This is a genomic window from Patescibacteria group bacterium (genome assembly GCA_022560785.1).
Lineage (GTDB): Bacteria > Patescibacteriota > Minisyncoccia > Phycocordibacterales > JADFSL01 > JADFSL01.
On the sequence record JADFSL010000013.1, the window covers coordinates 1 to 15,544 of the forward strand.

General features: G+C 40.4%; 12 protein-coding genes and 1 tRNA gene. 11 read left to right on the plus strand and 2 right to left on the minus strand.

Translation table 11 applies throughout. The features are described 5' to 3' along the window. The first annotated feature begins 356 nt into the window (after positions 1 to 356). From IIB50_01750 to IIB50_01770, 5 genes are all read left to right on the plus strand, one after another. The gene (locus IIB50_01750; protein ID MCH7529819.1) at positions 357 to 557 is read left to right on the plus strand and encodes a hypothetical protein; all 201 of its coding nucleotides are present in this window, start codon (positions 357 to 359) and stop codon (positions 555 to 557) included. After that, on the plus strand, positions 554 to 1,423 hold the full coding sequence (locus tag IIB50_01755; GenBank protein MCH7529820.1) for a PCRF domain-containing protein: 870 nt from the start codon (positions 554 to 556) through the stop codon (positions 1,421 to 1,423). The genes IIB50_01750 and IIB50_01755 overlap by 4 nt, the downstream gene beginning before the upstream one ends. A gap of 187 nt (positions 1,424 to 1,610) precedes the next feature. Beyond that, positions 1,611 to 2,291, plus strand: coding sequence for a cell division ATP-binding protein FtsE (gene ftsE / locus IIB50_01760; GenBank protein MCH7529821.1), 681 nt, complete (start codon positions 1,611 to 1,613; stop codon positions 2,289 to 2,291). 2 nt (positions 2,292 to 2,293) lie between these two features. After that, positions 2,294 to 3,223, plus strand: coding sequence for an ABC transporter permease (locus tag IIB50_01765; protein ID MCH7529822.1), 930 nt, complete (start codon positions 2,294 to 2,296; stop codon positions 3,221 to 3,223). Between the two features lie 3 nt (positions 3,224 to 3,226). Then, a complete protein-coding gene (locus IIB50_01770) occupies positions 3,227 to 4,921 on the plus strand; it encodes a CTP synthase (protein MCH7529823.1) in 1,695 nt (564 codons plus the stop codon). 213 nt (positions 4,922 to 5,134) lie between these two features. On the opposite strand, the gene IIB50_01775 is transcribed toward IIB50_01770, so the two are convergent. Further along, positions 5,135 to 6,235 carry a hypothetical protein gene (locus tag IIB50_01775; GenBank protein ID MCH7529824.1) on the minus strand — a complete coding sequence of 367 codons (1,101 nt, stop codon included), beginning with the start codon at positions 6,233 to 6,235 and terminating at the stop codon, positions 5,135 to 5,137. Between the two features lie 139 nt (positions 6,236 to 6,374). Here IIB50_01775 and IIB50_01780 point away from each other — a divergent pair. Continuing rightward, positions 6,375 to 6,445: transfer RNA gene (locus tag IIB50_01780), tRNA-Gln, on the plus strand. Between the two features lie 381 nt (positions 6,446 to 6,826). Here IIB50_01780 and IIB50_01785 read toward each other — a convergent pair. Beyond that, entirely contained in the window at positions 6,827 to 8,098 is a 1,272-nt protein-coding gene (locus IIB50_01785) for a DEAD/DEAH box helicase (protein ID MCH7529825.1), read from the minus strand. A 286-nt stretch (positions 8,099 to 8,384) separates the two neighbouring features. Between IIB50_01785 and IIB50_01790 the strand changes: the two genes are divergently transcribed. The 5 genes from IIB50_01790 (at position 8,385) to IIB50_01810 (ending at position 15,341) form a co-directional block, all read left to right on the plus strand. After that, positions 8,385 to 9,635: an aminoacetone oxidase family FAD-binding enzyme gene (locus tag IIB50_01790; protein ID MCH7529826.1), complete on the plus strand. Its 1,251-nt coding sequence runs from the start codon at positions 8,385 to 8,387 to the stop codon at positions 9,633 to 9,635. A 352-nt stretch (positions 9,636 to 9,987) separates the two neighbouring features. Beyond that, the gene (locus IIB50_01795) at positions 9,988 to 10,749 is read left to right on the plus strand and encodes an SDR family oxidoreductase (GenBank protein MCH7529827.1); all 762 of its coding nucleotides are present in this window, start codon (positions 9,988 to 9,990) and stop codon (positions 10,747 to 10,749) included. A gap of 793 nt (positions 10,750 to 11,542) precedes the next feature. After that, a complete protein-coding gene (locus IIB50_01800; protein MCH7529828.1) occupies positions 11,543 to 13,540 on the plus strand; it encodes a S8 family serine peptidase in 1,998 nt (665 codons plus the stop codon). Positions 13,541 to 13,566: 26 nt separating this feature from the next. Next, on the plus strand, positions 13,567 to 14,583 hold the full coding sequence (locus IIB50_01805; protein ID MCH7529829.1) for a hypothetical protein: 1,017 nt from the start codon (positions 13,567 to 13,569) through the stop codon (positions 14,581 to 14,583). A gap of 23 nt (positions 14,584 to 14,606) precedes the next feature. Continuing rightward, positions 14,607 to 15,341, plus strand: coding sequence for a phosphatase PAP2 family protein (locus IIB50_01810; protein ID MCH7529830.1), 735 nt, complete (start codon positions 14,607 to 14,609; stop codon positions 15,339 to 15,341). Positions 15,342 to 15,544: the final 203 nt, after the last annotated feature.

The following is a 15,544-nucleotide window of genomic DNA, read 5'->3' on the forward strand; positions in this document are numbered from 1 at the left end:
TAACTTTAGTCCTAGTATCACCATAATGTCCATAATTTAAAAGAAATAATTCATCTTCAAATTTGATTATATCTGCTTCAAAGACATTAAACTTTTTATCATCTTGTAATCCATATTCCTGCATTAATACTACACCTTTAAAATAGACTTTAAAGGTTTCTTCTACATTGCTTGAAGGCATATATCCTGAGTTCATTGATAAGAAGCAATCGGTATTAGAGGCGCTCAAATATAAATCAATAGAATTAGAAGAATTACTCTTCTACTTCCTTAATACTGAAGAAAAAGCCCATGCCTAACTACGACACAGCACTAAAGAAAGTTCCTGACATCCTAGCAGAACTAAGTGAGGAGGCATGAGCAAACAAGAAGAACAATTAAGTAATTACAGAGATACGCTTTTCCATGTCATTAAATGGATTGAGAAGGACGGAGATTTTGACATGCTGAAACCGATGAGTGCTGCATATGTGAATAGAATAGCGAGGATATGTCATGCCGTCGTTAGTGTTGATGTTAAATTAGAAAAGGCTATAAAACTAAGTGAGGAGGTATGAAAGATACAAAAGAAAAAATTAAAGAGCTTGAGGAGCAAATGCAAAATCCCAATTTTTGGGATGATAAGGACAAAGCTCAAGCTGCTATAGCAGAATTAAGAGGGCTCAAAGAAGAAGAAAAGGGAGTAGACAAATATGATAGTGCGCATGCCATAATAACTATTTTCTCCGGAGCAGGAGGCGACGACGCTGAAGATTTTTCAGCCATGCTCTACGGTATGTATGAAAAATTTGTTTCAAAGAAGGGTTGGAGTTTGCAGGTGCTTCACAAACATGAAAATGACCACGGAGGGTATCGTAACATCACATTTGAAGTATCAGGAAAAGGTGTATACGGAACACTGAAAAATGAATCGGGTGTGCATCGACTAGTAAGAATATCACCGTTTAATGCAAAAAAATTACGGCATACCTCTTTTTCAATGGTAGAGATTATCCCCAAACTTGAAAAAACTGCAGATATTGAAATATCACCGGATGACATAGAAGTACAGTTTGCACGATCGAGCGGTCCAGGAGGACAGAATGTCAATAAACGAGAAACCGCAGTGCGGATAGTCCATAAAGACACCAAGATTTCTGTACATGTAGAATCGGAACGTTCTCAGGCACAAAATAAGGATAAAGCACTTGAAATACTCAAGGGTAAGCTGTATAAAAAACTGGAAGACGATCGCAAAAAACAGGCACAAGGACTCGCGGTGTCCAAGGATGTCAGCATAGAGTGGGGGAGTCAGATTCGTTCGTATGTACTTCATCCATACAAAATGGTCAAAGACCATCGGACTGATGTGGAAGTTCGTGATGTCGATGGAGTGCTCGATGGTAATCTCAATGTATTTATAGACGCGGAGCGAAATTTGTAGAAAAATAGACTCTATTAGACCGTTATTTTTTGGGTCTTTATTTTTCATAACCATTACAACTTTTATTTGAAAGACATGTATAAATGGAGTATGATAGAATATGTCTTGTGACATTTATGATAAAAAATGACATCAGAAGGTGTGGGGTGATTAAAAAATATAGTCACCTAACTCCTTATTTTTTGGCATGATTTACTTTGATAATTTATCAAAAATATACAACGGAGGATCAGTCGCACTTGATAATATCAATCTCTCAATAAATTCTGGTGAATTTGTCTCCATCGTGGGGCACTCAGGCGCCGGAAAGACCACACTCCTTAAAATGCTTCTTGCTGAAGAACGGCCCACCGAAGGTACTGTTTTTTTTGAATCTACCAACATCCATACTTTGGCAAGAGATTCGCTCAATACTTTTAGACGTCGTATCGGCACAATCTTTCAGGATTTCAGGTTGCTGCCAAATAAAACTGCGTACGAAAATATCGCGTTTGCAATGGAGGCCGCAGGAAGATCAGATGAGGAGATAGAGTCTGATGTCCCACATGTGCTTGAGCTTGTGGATTTGGGAGAGAAAATATGGAATTTTCCCCGCGAACTCTCTGGAGGAGAAAAACAACGAGTAGCAATCGCACGTGCAATTGTAAACCAACCTGATATCATCATAGCAGATGAGCCCACTGGCAATCTCGATGCAATCAGTACGTATGAAATTGTGCAAATTCTCAAAAGGATAAACGATCTGGGGGCTACAATACTTTTAACAACCCACAACAAAGGGGTGATAGATTCTATCGGGAAGAGAGTCATCACGATGGATAACGGCAAAATCGTCAGAGATGACAGTAATGGTAAATACGCTCTATAACTATGAGTATACTTGTTAGTACAAAACGAATAATAAAATCTGGCTTCGTAAGCTTTTGGAGAAACGGTTTTGTTTCTCTGGCGGCTATTTTGGTCATGGTAGTTACGCTGTTTATGTTCATCTCGCTCATCTTAGTAGGCGAGACATTTAAATCATCTCTTGAACTGATAAAAGATAAAGTTGATGTCAATGTATACTTTGTGACAACCGCGCCGGAAGACGAAATTTTGGCACTGAAGCGCTCTATTGAGACATTGCCAGAAGTTAAATTTGTAGAGTATGTTTCTCGTGATGAAGCACTTACCAGATTCAGGGGCAGACATGCGGATGACCAGCTGATACTCCAAGCTCTCGAAGAGCTTGGAGAAAACCCGCTCGGGGCATCTCTCAGCATCAAAGCAAATGAAACTTCCCAGTATGAGGGCATTGCAAAATTTCTACAGGGGGAAAGTGCACTCGCAAGTGCAGGGACTCCGATAATTGACAAGATAAACTATTTTCAAAACAAAGCCGCAATAGACAAGCTTGCAGCGATTATAGAATCTTCTGAAACATTTGGATTTGCGTTCATCATGATTCTCGCCATTGCCTCAATCATCATTGCATTTAACACCATACGGCTTGCCATTTACACTGCTCGCGATGAAATTTCCGTTATGCGACTTGTCGGTGCAAGTAATGCCTATATTCGCGGACCTTTTGTGTTTGAGGGAATAATGTATGGTGTTGTTGCCGCAGTAATAACCCTGATTGTTTTTTATCCGATTACACTCTGGCTTGGGCCGATAACGGAAAATTTTTTCGGCAATATCAATATTTACGATTATTACATTAGCAACATTGTTGAGTTGTCTCTCTTAATGCTTGGTTCAGGAGCAGTACTTGGTGCGGTATCCAGTTATCTTGCTGTAAAGCGGCACCTAAAAGTCTAAGGCATGCATAAACCTGGACACAAGTATATATTCGTCATCGGCGGAGTAATGTCTGGTGTCGGAAAAGGCATCGCAACATCATCACTTGCCAAAGTGCTCCAAACAAAGGGTTTTAAAGTAAACCTTATTAAAATAGACCCATATTTGAATGTCGACGCTGGCACCATGAACCCGACTGAGCATGGTGAAGTTTTTGTACTTCGCTCCGGTCGTGAGTGTGATCAGGACATGGGAAACTACGAGCGGTTTTTGGGAACAGATCTAAGAGAAGAAGATTATATTACCAGTGGCATGGTTTACCAGCATGTCATCAACAAAGAGCGCAACCTCGGCTACAAAGGCAAATGTGTTGAGGCGATTCCACACATTCGCGATGAGATAATAGCTAGATTTCAAAAGGCAGCGGATTTAAACGGTTCGCGTATTTCGGTCATTGAAATCGGTGGCACCGTTGGTGACTACCAAAATGTGATGTTCATCGAGGCGGCGCGAGTACTCCATGTGAAAAATCCAGACGACGTACTTTTTGTTATGGTGAGCTTTTTGCCAATACCCAGAAAACTCGGTGAAATGAAAACGAAGCCAACACAAAATGCGGTTCGACAACTCAACGCCTACGGTATACAACCCGATGTCATCATTGCGCGGAGCTCTGTTCCACTCGATAAAAAACGAAAAGAAAAAATTGCTATTTCGTGCAACATTCGTTCTGAGCATGTCATATCCGCTCCCGACATAGACAATATCTATGATGTGCCGCTCAATTTTGAAAAAGACAATCTAGGCGAGATTTTCCTCTCACTTCTCAAGTTAAAATCCATTGGCGATAAGACTAATATGAAAAAGTGGCGTAGTTTTGTCAAAAAGATGCATACAGCACAAGACGAGGTCAATATAGCAATTGTTGGTAAATACTTTGATACGGGCGATTTTATACTCTCTGACGCATATCTCTCGGTGATTGAGGCAATTAAATTCTCTGCATATAGTCTTGGATTCAAACCGATGATTCATTGGCTCAATGCAAAAGAGTTCTCCACCGAGGGAAATACGAAAAGCGGTGTAGGAAAAAAATTACAATCACTCTCTAAATACGATGGCATTATCGTGCCGGGAGGTTTTGGTGAGACAGGGATTGAGGGCAAGCTCAGGGTGATTGAATATGCGCGTACAAAAAAGATTCCGTACTTTGGGCTCTGTTACGGTATGCAGCTTATGATGGTTGAGTATGCGAGAAATGTGTTGGGTATGAAAAAGGCGCACACGGTTGAAATAGAACCGGATACAAAATATGCAGTCATAGATATTATGCCAGAACAGAAAAAACTTATTGCTAAAAACAATTATGGTGGCACGATGCGTCTCGGTACATACCCAACGCGTCTAAAAGAGGGGACAATAGCAAGAGATGAATACGGAAAGAAAAATATAGAGGAGCGCCATCGCCATCGCTACGAAGTGAACCCAGAATACATTGAAAAGTTTGAAGAGGGTGGTATGGTGTTTTCTGGAGTGTCTCCAGATGAAGTTCTCATGGAAATTGCGGAATTACCCAAGAAAAAACATCCGTTTTTTCTTGGAACACAGTTTCACCCGGAATTTCAAGCACGTCCGCTCGCACCACATCCGCTTTTTTCCGCGTTTATAAAAGCAAGCATTGAACGCAAACAAAAACACGGAAAGAAAAAGCAAAAATAATTCCACTATTCTCTAGTTCGTACGAATTAGAGAATAGTGGAATGTGATATTAAATTATGGGTTTGAATAAACTGGCAACTTTGTGTATTGTTCTAACAAGTTTTTATTTTGTTGGATTACTGCAGCGTTGAGAAAGGTAGAATTTTTTTGAATAAGGAATAAAAAAGCCCCATGTTTGTCTGTTAAGACAAACATGGGGCTTTGTTGTAATTACTAAAAACTAACTTTGGCAAAAATCAAAGTTTCATGCCAATCGGAGTTGGCTTTTGGGTTTTTTCTGTGGTAACCCGAATATTGGTCAATATCTACACCGACTGACCAATTTTTACTCACCACTTTCTCCGCAGAAACACCAAACGAATGAGACCGTTTAAGTGTTTTATAGGAACCACCTCTGATTCCAAAGACATAATTAGAGTATGGAATGGAAAGTTCAACTTCAAGAGCTTTTATGTGACCACTTTCTACCCTGTTTTTGCCAAACCCAGGACGAAGGTGAACCGTTGTACCACTCTCTGATTTGTGCCATACGCTTAGTGCGTACATTACACCAACATCTGTCATGTCAAACTGTGGGTTAAACCACCAGTTAGGCATTGTGTACTCTTTTCCTGCAGACCAATATTTTATTCCGTGGTATATGGGGACAAAGAGACCTAAAGCCTGCCAAGCTGCGCCTACCTTAAGATCAGAATAAAGTTTATCCATGATATCAAGGTCAGATTTCCCAACAAGACCATACCATTTTACTGTGTCATTGGTGTTGTATCTGCAATCATCAAGACATTTTTCTGGCGTATCAGTTTTTGTAAAAACATATCCTGGCGCATTAACTTGATTAAGTCCAAACCAAATTAATTCAGAAACATTAATTTTCTTTCCCATATTTCTGTTGATAGTTTTTTCAGCTTCAACATTAACCCAATCAAGTCCTGCCGTTGATACTTTTATTCTTTCTGCATCATTCAGGTTTCCACGCCACCAGTAAACATCATTGTTTATTTCAGTTTCATATGCACCGTTAACTCTTGCAGTAAACACATGGCCTTCTTCGTGAGCCATGGTTTTAGTAATGTGACCAAGTAGACTTGCAAATATAATTTCGGCACTTCTGCCAGAGAAACTGTTAGGCTTTCCAATGATTTTTTTAGCACCAATATTGGTAAGAGAGTAGAGTGAGTGCATACTATCTGCACCCAGTAGGTTTGCTTCCCTGTCCATGGATTTGTTATAAGAAAATCTTATATCTCCTGCCATGACGCTTGTCGTTATGGTTAGAAAAACTATTAAGAGAACTAAATTAATCTTTTTCATCCCACCTTCTCCTGTGTTTGTTTAGTTTTAAATGTTCAGATATCTTTTTACGTAATAACATATTTTATCTATATTGTCAATCACAATCTTTAATTTTAGTCTAAAGTGTGGTAAAAATTAAAGATTATTGAATGAATATTGCCGGATCGTCTAATGGTAGGACACATGCCTCTGGAGCATGGTATCTTGGTTCGAGTCCAAGTCCGGCAGCATGACCAAAACAGAGCAATTTATCGTTGCTTTGTTTTGCATTATAGTTGGTTGAGGTCTTGGACTCGAACTGGAAGGGGGTCGGGGAAACTCTAGTTTCCCCGTGTTGAAGAGCAGGCGAAGCTGTTGAGAACCGTGGGTTCTCAAAGCGTAGCGTAGCGAGCAGTGAGATTCCCAAGTCCGGCAGCCCCGCACCAGCCGGTGCATGGCAAGCCACGAACAAGAGTGAGTGGGTTGCCAGGTACTGCATGCTGGAAGTGAGAGATGTGCCGTCTGGCACGTCTCCAAAAATTGTATGAAATTTTATTTTGTTTATGTTTTGCAAAGCAAAACAGCCGAAAGAGCCAGTAGCAAGTCAGTGATAGGCGCAAGGGAACTGATTTATTTAGATATAAATGTAAGTGCTTTACCACGATTGGTACCACGTCCTGTTCTACCTATGCGGTGTACGTAGTCTTCAAATGTGCTAGGCAAGTCGTAGTTTATAACATGTGTAACATTATCAATGTGTATACCACGTGCGGCAACATCTGTTGCAACAAGAATGCGTACTTTGCCTTCCTTAAAACTCTTAAGAGCACGTTGACGTTGTATATGAGACTTGTTTCCATGGATTGATTCTGACAGAACTCCTCCCGCAGTAAGTTGTGTTGCAAGCTTTGCGACACTGTGTTTCATCGCACCAAATATAAGAACACGTTTGAATTCCGTGTTTAAAAGTAATTCAAGTAGTTTCTCAAATCTTGAGTTATGTTCAAAACGAACTACATCTTGAGAAATATTGTTTGCAACATCCTTTTTCTTTACTGAGATAGTGGTTGGATTGCGCAAGAAGTCATGCACAAGACCTTCTGTTTCTTTTGTTATCGTTGCGGAAAAAAACAAAGTCTCTCTGTTTTGTGGTGTTTGTGAAAGAATTGATCTCATATCGTTGATGAATCCCATATCGAGCATTCGATCTGCTTCATCCAGAACAACAGTAGTTATCTTTGAAGGTACAAAACTTTTACGTTTAATTAAATCAAGCACACGTCCTGGTGTACCGATAACAAAATGATTTTTTCGGGACAGAGATTTTATTTGTGGGCGTATATTTATGCCACCTACGCAGACTGTAGAGTAGATTCCAAAGCCACGTGAAAGTTGGAGCAACTCCTCGTTGATTTGTAGAGCGAGCTCTCTTGTCGGAGCTAGAATAAGGGTCTGCCTATTCCCATCTTTTATTGTTTTTTCAATAAGTGGAATAAGAAATGCAGCAGTTTTGCCAGTTCCTGTTTCTGCAATACCAATAACATCATTTCCCTTGAGAATCTCTGGAATAATCTGGTCTTGGATAGGGGAAGGAATTTCTAGTTTTAGCGATGCAATTTTCTCTACCAATTTTGGATTAAGACCAAAAGTACCAAAATTATGTTTCGGTTTATATGTTTCCTCAACAACATTAACAGGGTTTGTGTTTATGAACTGAGATGGGTCAAATGTTGGTATTTTTCGACCACCACGACGCCCACCACCACCGCTTCTTGATAGGTCGCGTCGTTTATTGTTGTTGCTATTAAATTTACTACGTCCAAACTTATGATTTGAAGAAGTATTTCGTCGAGTCGAACCTGAAGAGCTCCGACTTGGTCGGTTTTTAGTTTTTGTATTCATTTATGTGTGTATTAACGAAACGTAGACACGTTTCGGGGCATCTGTGCAGGTATAATAATTCAAACGTGGCTGTCCTTATATAAGTAGGCGGAGTCTGCGGCTAAAGAGCCCTACACGAGTATCAAAAGCTTGCTCACATAATAATACAAACACGCACTTCTGTCAATATCTATAAGGCTTTCTTTAAAAGAGGAACTTAAAGATGGTTAGAATATTATTCTAAAATTGCATACTTACTAAGCACAGTTTTACAATACAATTTGGCGCAACGTGGTAGTATGCCCACATGTCTATAACAGGGACAAAATTTGACCTAATTGTGGTGGGTGGCGGGGCCTCCGGCCTTATGGCGGCTGGTCGTGCTGGTGAGCGAGGTAAAAAAGTGCTTTTACTAGAGAAAAATCATAAATTAGGAAAGAAACTAAAAATAACTGGTGGCGGAAGGTGTAACATTACAAACGCTGAACACGATACTCGAGTGCTACTCAAACATTTCGATAAAGCCGAACAGTTTTTGTATTCTTTATTTTCACAGTTTGGAGTGGAAGATACTTTTACTTTTTTTGAAAAAAGAGGATTGCCTTTAGTAGTGCAGGCTCGTAAGCGTGCATTTCCAGAAACAGAAAAAGCAGAAGATGTTTTAAAGATTCTTGAAAGATATGTACGTGATGGAAATGTGGTGGTTAAGACTGGTACTCCTGTTATGAAAATCCTTAAAACTAAAAATGAAATAATTGGTGTTGTCTCTGATAAAGATACTTTTAGAGCCACCAATTATCTTTTTGCAACTGGTGGGGTTTCTCATCCTGAAACAGGATCAACAGGGGATGGATTAAAATGGTTAAAGAAGTTGGGCCACACAGCACTGCAGTCTACTCCAACAATCGTACCGCTCTCTGTAAAAGAGAGTTGGAGTAAGAAAATTTCTGGTGTATCGCTTTCATTTATGAAAATTACTTTTTTTGTTGAAGGAAAAAAAGCTTTTTCTGAAACCGGGAAAGTATTATTTACACACTTTGGACTTTCTGGACCACTTATATTAAACAACGCACATAAAGTAGCTGACTTACTTCATGACGGCATAGTTACAGCAACGATAGATGCTTATCCAGACACTGACCTCGGCTCACTTGAGAAAAGTATAATTGCAGTTTTTGATAAAAATAAAAACAAATCTTTTAATAATATTGTTAAAGAATTTATTCCACACGGCACATTAAAGGGCATACTCCCACTTTTTGAAGAGAATTTTGATACTACAAAAAAAGTTCACTCTGTAACCAAAGAAGAGCGAAAACATATAGTTCACACACTCAAAGCGCTTCCACTTACTATTAATGGACTTATGGGGTTTGACAGAGCTGTGGTTGCAGATGGCGGAATAGTATTAGAGGAAATAGATATGCGAACAATGCGTTCAAAGAAAATTTCAAATTTATTTTTAACAGGAGATTTACTTAGCATAAATAGGCCATCAGGTGGTTTCTCACTTCAACTTTGTTGGTCTACAGGGTATGTGGTGGGGAATAACATTTAGATGTAGAGAGAACTAGAGATGCGGTAAAATAACATTATTAAAAAAAAGCCCGACTCGTTGTGCACGAGGAGCATCGTTTTGACAAAATAAAACTAATGAAAACAATCTTACAGGGCTTGTCCGACCACGGTTCCAGCCCGAAGATACCAGCCACTTAGGAATAGTTAGTGCCTCTGAAATATCCTTTGTTTGCCTACCCGAAATTTTTTCAAAATGTGACCTAAGAGCTTAGATCGCCATTGACTCGAACCTTTCTGGTAGATTGCTCTATCTAAATTTAATATTTCGAACTGTACACGATATCTTAGAAATTATATAATTTACATTTAATTATAAATTATTAAATATCATTATGTTTGATTTAACTAATAAAGTTGCGCTTGTGACAGGTGCGCGTCGTGGAATGGGTGCGGCAGACGCGCGTGCATTAGCTACGCAGGGCGCAAAAGTTATTATTACCGATATAGATGAAGGAGAGTGTCAATCGGTTGTACAAGAAATTATTAAGGATGGCGGAGAGGCAACTTATTTTAAAATGGATGTTTCAAATGCAAGTGAAGTGAATGATGTGTTTGATAAAGTTATAGAAAAATATGGACGTCTAGATATTTTGATTAATAACGCGGGCATCTATGAACCAAAGAAATTTCTTGAACTGACAGAAGAAGAATGGGACAAGACAATAGATATTAATTTAAAGGGACAGTTTTTGTGCGCACAGCGCGCCGCTAAAGAGATGGCAAAAAATAAATGGGGGCGTATTATCAACATTACCTCTATCGCCTCCGGACAAGTTGGCGTAGGTGTTGATGCTTCGGCACACTATACCGCCTCCAAAGGAGGTGTTACAGGAATGACGGAAACACTTGCAATTGAGTTAGCCCCACTAGGTATTAACGTGAATGCAATAGGGCCTGGAGTCATTGATACACCAATGGTATCTGCTGATCAAATTCCAAAAGAGCAAATGGATGCTATGCTCGCACGACTACCTATTAAACGCATGGGAAAGCCCGAAGAAGTTGCTGCTATGGTGGTATTTCTTGCATCAGATGAAGCAAGTTATGTAACTGGCGCTACATTCTTTGTAGATGGCGGCTGGCTTGCTACTTAGTTTATTTTTACAAAAAAAAAGACTTCTCTACACTTCTGTGTGCAAGATAATTTAATTTATCCAGACACAAAAGCCGCCCACTTGTGCGGCTTTTGTGTCGAATACCACTTCAATAGCGTAATAATTTTATTTGTGCATGTGTATGATTGTGTGGTATACTTTTAAAAAAATTGATGGATAATCCTACAAATAAAATTTCGGAAATCATTCAAAAAGAATAATTAATATAACAAACATTTAATTAAAAAATATGGAGGTAACAATTTTAGTCATTATATTTTACTTGCTCCTCATAGACAGTATTGGCGCGAATGTGGTTTCTTGGCTTGGTTTAAGGCAGTGGTATCGAGGAAACTTCAGTTTCATAGCTCGTCTGTTTCCTGCGACAAAAGGATGGACAACGTATTATTTACTCCTCGTTCTTTTTATCGGATTCTTGCTTTATAGATTTGGAGAATTAACTTTCTAAGTACACCAATTAAATTTTTGCTATTTAATATGAAGGGTTATATTACACAGATAGAAGAAGCAACTCTTAATAATACCGATTATCGTCGTGTTTTATATACGACAAAACAAAGCCAACTTGTTTTGATTCTGTTCTATTTATTCACCGTCAGAGCATAAAGATGGCACGGTGCATGCAACAAAGGCGGATGAGTCAGAAAACATTTTGAAGGGGTTACTAGCGAGTAGTATTTTGCCAAAAGATATTAACTTTTACTTATGTAAGTTATAATTTACAAAAATAAAATTGACATCATTTTTATCAATTAACAGTAATTTTAACAATATGCAAACAAAAACAAATATTTTAATGACAGTATTTCTTGGCCTAGCCTTTATTGTTGGTGCGGTAGGGGTTACCCCCCTCCTTACCCAAGCGGCAGAATCTCCAAGGGTTGACGTGTTAATTGGCTTTACCCAAGCGCCAGGTTTGAGTGGGGAAGCTCTGGTGCGAAGCAACGGCGGAAATATTAAATACAACTACAACCTCATTCCAGCAATTGCAGCCAGCATCCCTGAATCAGCAATTACAGGGCTCTTAAATAATCCCCGAATCACCAGTGTTGATTTAGATGGAACAGTCTACGCCATTGATGCTGAACTTGATAATACATGGGGAGTTAAACATATTGGTTCCGGTATTGTACATAACGGAGGCAACAAGGGCGCTGGTGTCAAAATAGCAATTATTGATTCTGGCATTGACTACACCCACCAAGATTTAGCCGTCAACTATGCCGGCGGATATGATTTTGTGAATAATGATACAGACCCAATGGATGACAACGGGCATGGTACTCATGTTGCAGGAACTGTTGCAGCCGGAGATGATAATCTTGGGGTTGTCGGCGTTGCTCCGGAGGCAAGTCTTTACGCGCTCAAGGTTCTCAGTTCTAGTGGGTCTGGCTCATGGAGCGACGTGATCGCTGCACTGGAATGGACAGTGAACAATGGAGTACATATCGCCAATTTAAGTTTGGGAAGCTCAGCTAATCCTGGTGATATCGTTGCTTCTGCTTTTGAAAATGCCGAGACAGCTGGCGTGGTGATTGTTGCCGCGGCAGGAAACGATGGAAATCCGCCAGGGCGAGGCGATAAGATCGGCTATCCAGCAGTTTACGGATCAGTTATTGCCGTAGGAGCCACTGACAAAAGCGACAAGCGAGCAAGTTTTTCAAGCACAGGTTCCGAGCTTGAACTCATGGCGCCTGGGGTGATCATTAACTCTACTAAGCTTGGCGGTGGTTATGTTGAATTCAACGGAACATCAATGGCTTCTCCTCACGTAGCCGGGTCAGCAGCATTAGTTATTGCAGCCGGCATTAGTGACACCAACGGCGACGGGCGAATTAACGACGAGGTTCGTCAAATTATGAATGATACTGCCATTGACCTTGGTAATACCGGACGTGACTCTAAATACGGCTATGGCTTGGTAAGTGTTGTTGCGGCAGTTGCGACAATAGCACCTCCTCCTGCCACAGGAACGATCAGTGGAACAGTGATTGATAATGATACATTGAATCCGATCGTAGGAGCTTCGGTCACTGACGGAACACGGCAGGCAACAACTGACATAAATGGCGCTTACACACTTACTAATGTTCCCGAAGGCACATACACAGTAACCGCGTCTGCAACTGACTATAACAGTGCTTCACAAATAGGCGTTGCGGTGGTTGCAGATACCATTACCACTGCAGACTTCACTCTCACAGCTATTATGTACGGTGCAATTGATGGCATTGTTACTGATGTAGATACCGGAAACCCTATAGAAGGGGCTACTGTAACAGACGGAATACGTCAGGCAACAACCGATACGACAGGGTACTACATAATTTCTGATGTACCGGAAGGAACATATACTGTGACTGCGGGAGCAACCGGCTACCAAGATGCATCACAGCCAGCTGCAGTAACAGGAGGTGTGACATCGACTGCAAACTTTTCTTTGCAAGCAGTAACACAAGCGAGCAATGTTATTGTTAACTCTATTACCTACGTTACTGAAGGAGGAAAAAATAGCGACAAGCATCTCTTGATCACCATTGCCGTTGTAGATGATTTCGGCGCTGCTGTCTCCGGTGCGTTGGTTTCAATTGATCTTTCTCGTGATGGGAGCGTTATCGCATCAGGAAACGGAACAACCGGCACTGATGGCATGCTCACTTTCAGCCTTAAAAATGCTAAATCAAGATGTTACGAAACTAACGTAACAAATGTGACGGCTGATGGATTAACTTGGGACGGTTTGACTCCGGCAAATGGGTTCTGTAAGTAACGCAAAAGGTTAACAACTAGACTATTATGAATGTAACAAAACCAATTCTTCTTTTCTTCCTTCTCGTACCTCTTTTAGCTTTTACCATCAGTCCAATAGTAGGGTTTGCAAACGGTGATGACGGTTATGCAAACACCGAGGTGGTGCAACAGGTACCCAGCGCGGGGATTACCCCTGAGAGCCCTCTTTACTTTCTGGATAAATTAGGGGAAGCATTGCAGGAATTCTTTACCTTTAACCCAGAAGCAAAAGCCCATCTTCAGATTACCTTTGCCGCTGAACGAATCGCTGAAATAAAGATTATTTTAGAAACAAAAGGTGTAGAGGCAAAAGGATTGGATGTTGCAGAGTCGCGACTCTTGGCTAATATCGCAAAAGCTGCCACTATCGTTGAGGATGAGAAAGCAAAAGGGAAAGATGTGAGTGCTCTTGCAAAAGAACTTGGCGACGAGTTTGAATCGCCAAAATCAACTCTTGCACAAGCTTTCAAAGAACAGGAACGAGCATTGGAGGCGAAAGAAGATGAACTTAAAACAAGAATGAAAGCCACTCACCGCGCGGGGGACACCGCCGCGACAGAAGCACTAGCCCAAGAACTCGGTCAGGTGAAAGCACAACTTGAGCTTTTGGAGCTGAAAGAAGAAGACCTTGAAGATGCATTAGAACTGGAAGAAGAACGTATTGAAGAAGAGATGGAAGCACAACACAAAGCCGAGAAAGCAATAAAAGAAGCTAGGGAAGAAAGACAAGAAGTGGCAGACGAAGCTGTTGAGGAAGGCGTAATACTTCCTGCAAACGCTTTCACAGAGTTTGATGGTCTTCTCTCACAATCTCAGAGCGCATTCCAAGCGGAAAATTACCAAGAGGCTCGACGACTTGCAAAGCAGGCAGAAAAATCTCTTGATGATGTTGAAGACATGATTGATGAATTAGAGGAGATATTGGATAACAAAAAAGATGCTGAAGAGGCAATTCAAGAAGCAGAGGAAGAGCGAGCAGATGTAGAAGCTGATGCGCGAGAAGAGGGCGAAAATAATCAATAGGTTTACTTTTGGTGTTTTACAATATGGAAAAGATCAGAAGGACGGTAGCTACCTTTCTGCAGCTTTCTTTAGGCAAGAGGGCTCCTTTTTCCTTTTTTATTCTTCTGGGGATTGTTATTTCATTGGCTGCTGCCTCTGTATTTGTAGCCATTACTGGACTTCTCATTACAAAAGATGATTTGATAGAGTTCGATGTTCTTGTCGTTTATTTTATAGATACTTTTCGTTCCGAAGCACTGACACCTTTCTTTGAGGCGTTGACTTTTCTTGGCGATAGTGTGGTTGTTATTGGAATACTTGCAATAAGCGTTCTCATAGGACTCATACGTAAGCACTGGGCACTAGTGTTCCTTCTTATTGTATCTATTGTAGGAAGCCAGCTCTTTGTTTTTTTCATGAAGCAATTCATTGCTCGTCCTCGCCCAAGCATTGAGTATCGTATTATTGAAGTGAGCGGATATAGTTTTCCCAGTGGCCACGCTGTCGTTGCAATAGCACTGTATGGACTACTCTGGTATATCATCTTTCGCCTATTATCAAACTGGTTCTTGCGTATTGTCTGGACGGTTATTATGACTTTACTTATAGGAGGAATCGCGATAAGTAGAGTGTATCTCGGAGTTCACTATCCGTCTGATATTATTGCAGGGCTCTCTTTTGGCGTGGCATGGGTTGTATTTCTCATTGTGGCTTATGAAATCTGGGATAGATTGAAAAAAAGAAAAATAGTGATGTTGAGTGGTGCAATAATTAAATAATAGATAACAACTTTCTTATTTTTTGCAGGAACAACCTGATATGGTCTAAACACATAGGTCCGACCTATGTATGAAACACGTCCGCTCGCACCACATCCGCTTTTTTCCGCGTTTATAAAAGCAAGCATTGAACGCAAACAAAAACACGGAAAGAAAAAGCAAAAATAATTCCACTATTCTCTAGTTCGTACGAATTAGAGAAT

Excerpts from the sequence above, each read along its gene's own strand:
- IIB50_01765 (MCH7529822.1), top strand. The coding sequence starts at position 2,294 with ATGAGTATACTTGTTAGTACAAAACGAATAATAAAATCTGGCTTCGTA.
- ftsE (MCH7529821.1), top strand. The coding sequence starts at position 1,611 with ATGATTTACTTTGATAATTTATCAAAAATATACAACGGAGGATCAGTC.
- IIB50_01785 (MCH7529825.1), bottom strand. The coding sequence starts at position 8,098 with ATGAATACAAAAACTAAAAACCGACCAAGTCGGAGCTCTTCAGGTTCG.
- IIB50_01795 (MCH7529827.1), top strand. The coding sequence starts at position 9,988 with ATGTTTGATTTAACTAATAAAGTTGCGCTTGTGACAGGTGCGCGTCGT.
- IIB50_01805 (MCH7529829.1), top strand. The coding sequence starts at position 13,567 with ATGAATGTAACAAAACCAATTCTTCTTTTCTTCCTTCTCGTACCTCTT.
- IIB50_01800 (MCH7529828.1), top strand. The coding sequence starts at position 11,543 with ATGCAAACAAAAACAAATATTTTAATGACAGTATTTCTTGGCCTAGCC.
- IIB50_01750 (MCH7529819.1), top strand. The coding sequence starts at position 357 with ATGAGCAAACAAGAAGAACAATTAAGTAATTACAGAGATACGCTTTTC.
- IIB50_01755 (MCH7529820.1), top strand. The coding sequence starts at position 554 with ATGAAAGATACAAAAGAAAAAATTAAAGAGCTTGAGGAGCAAATGCAA.
- IIB50_01770 (MCH7529823.1), top strand. The coding sequence starts at position 3,227 with ATGCATAAACCTGGACACAAGTATATATTCGTCATCGGCGGAGTAATG.
- IIB50_01775 (MCH7529824.1), bottom strand. The coding sequence starts at position 6,235 with ATGAAAAAGATTAATTTAGTTCTCTTAATAGTTTTTCTAACCATAACG.
- IIB50_01810 (MCH7529830.1), top strand. The coding sequence starts at position 14,607 with ATGGAAAAGATCAGAAGGACGGTAGCTACCTTTCTGCAGCTTTCTTTA.
- IIB50_01790 (MCH7529826.1), top strand. The coding sequence starts at position 8,385 with ATGTCTATAACAGGGACAAAATTTGACCTAATTGTGGTGGGTGGCGGG.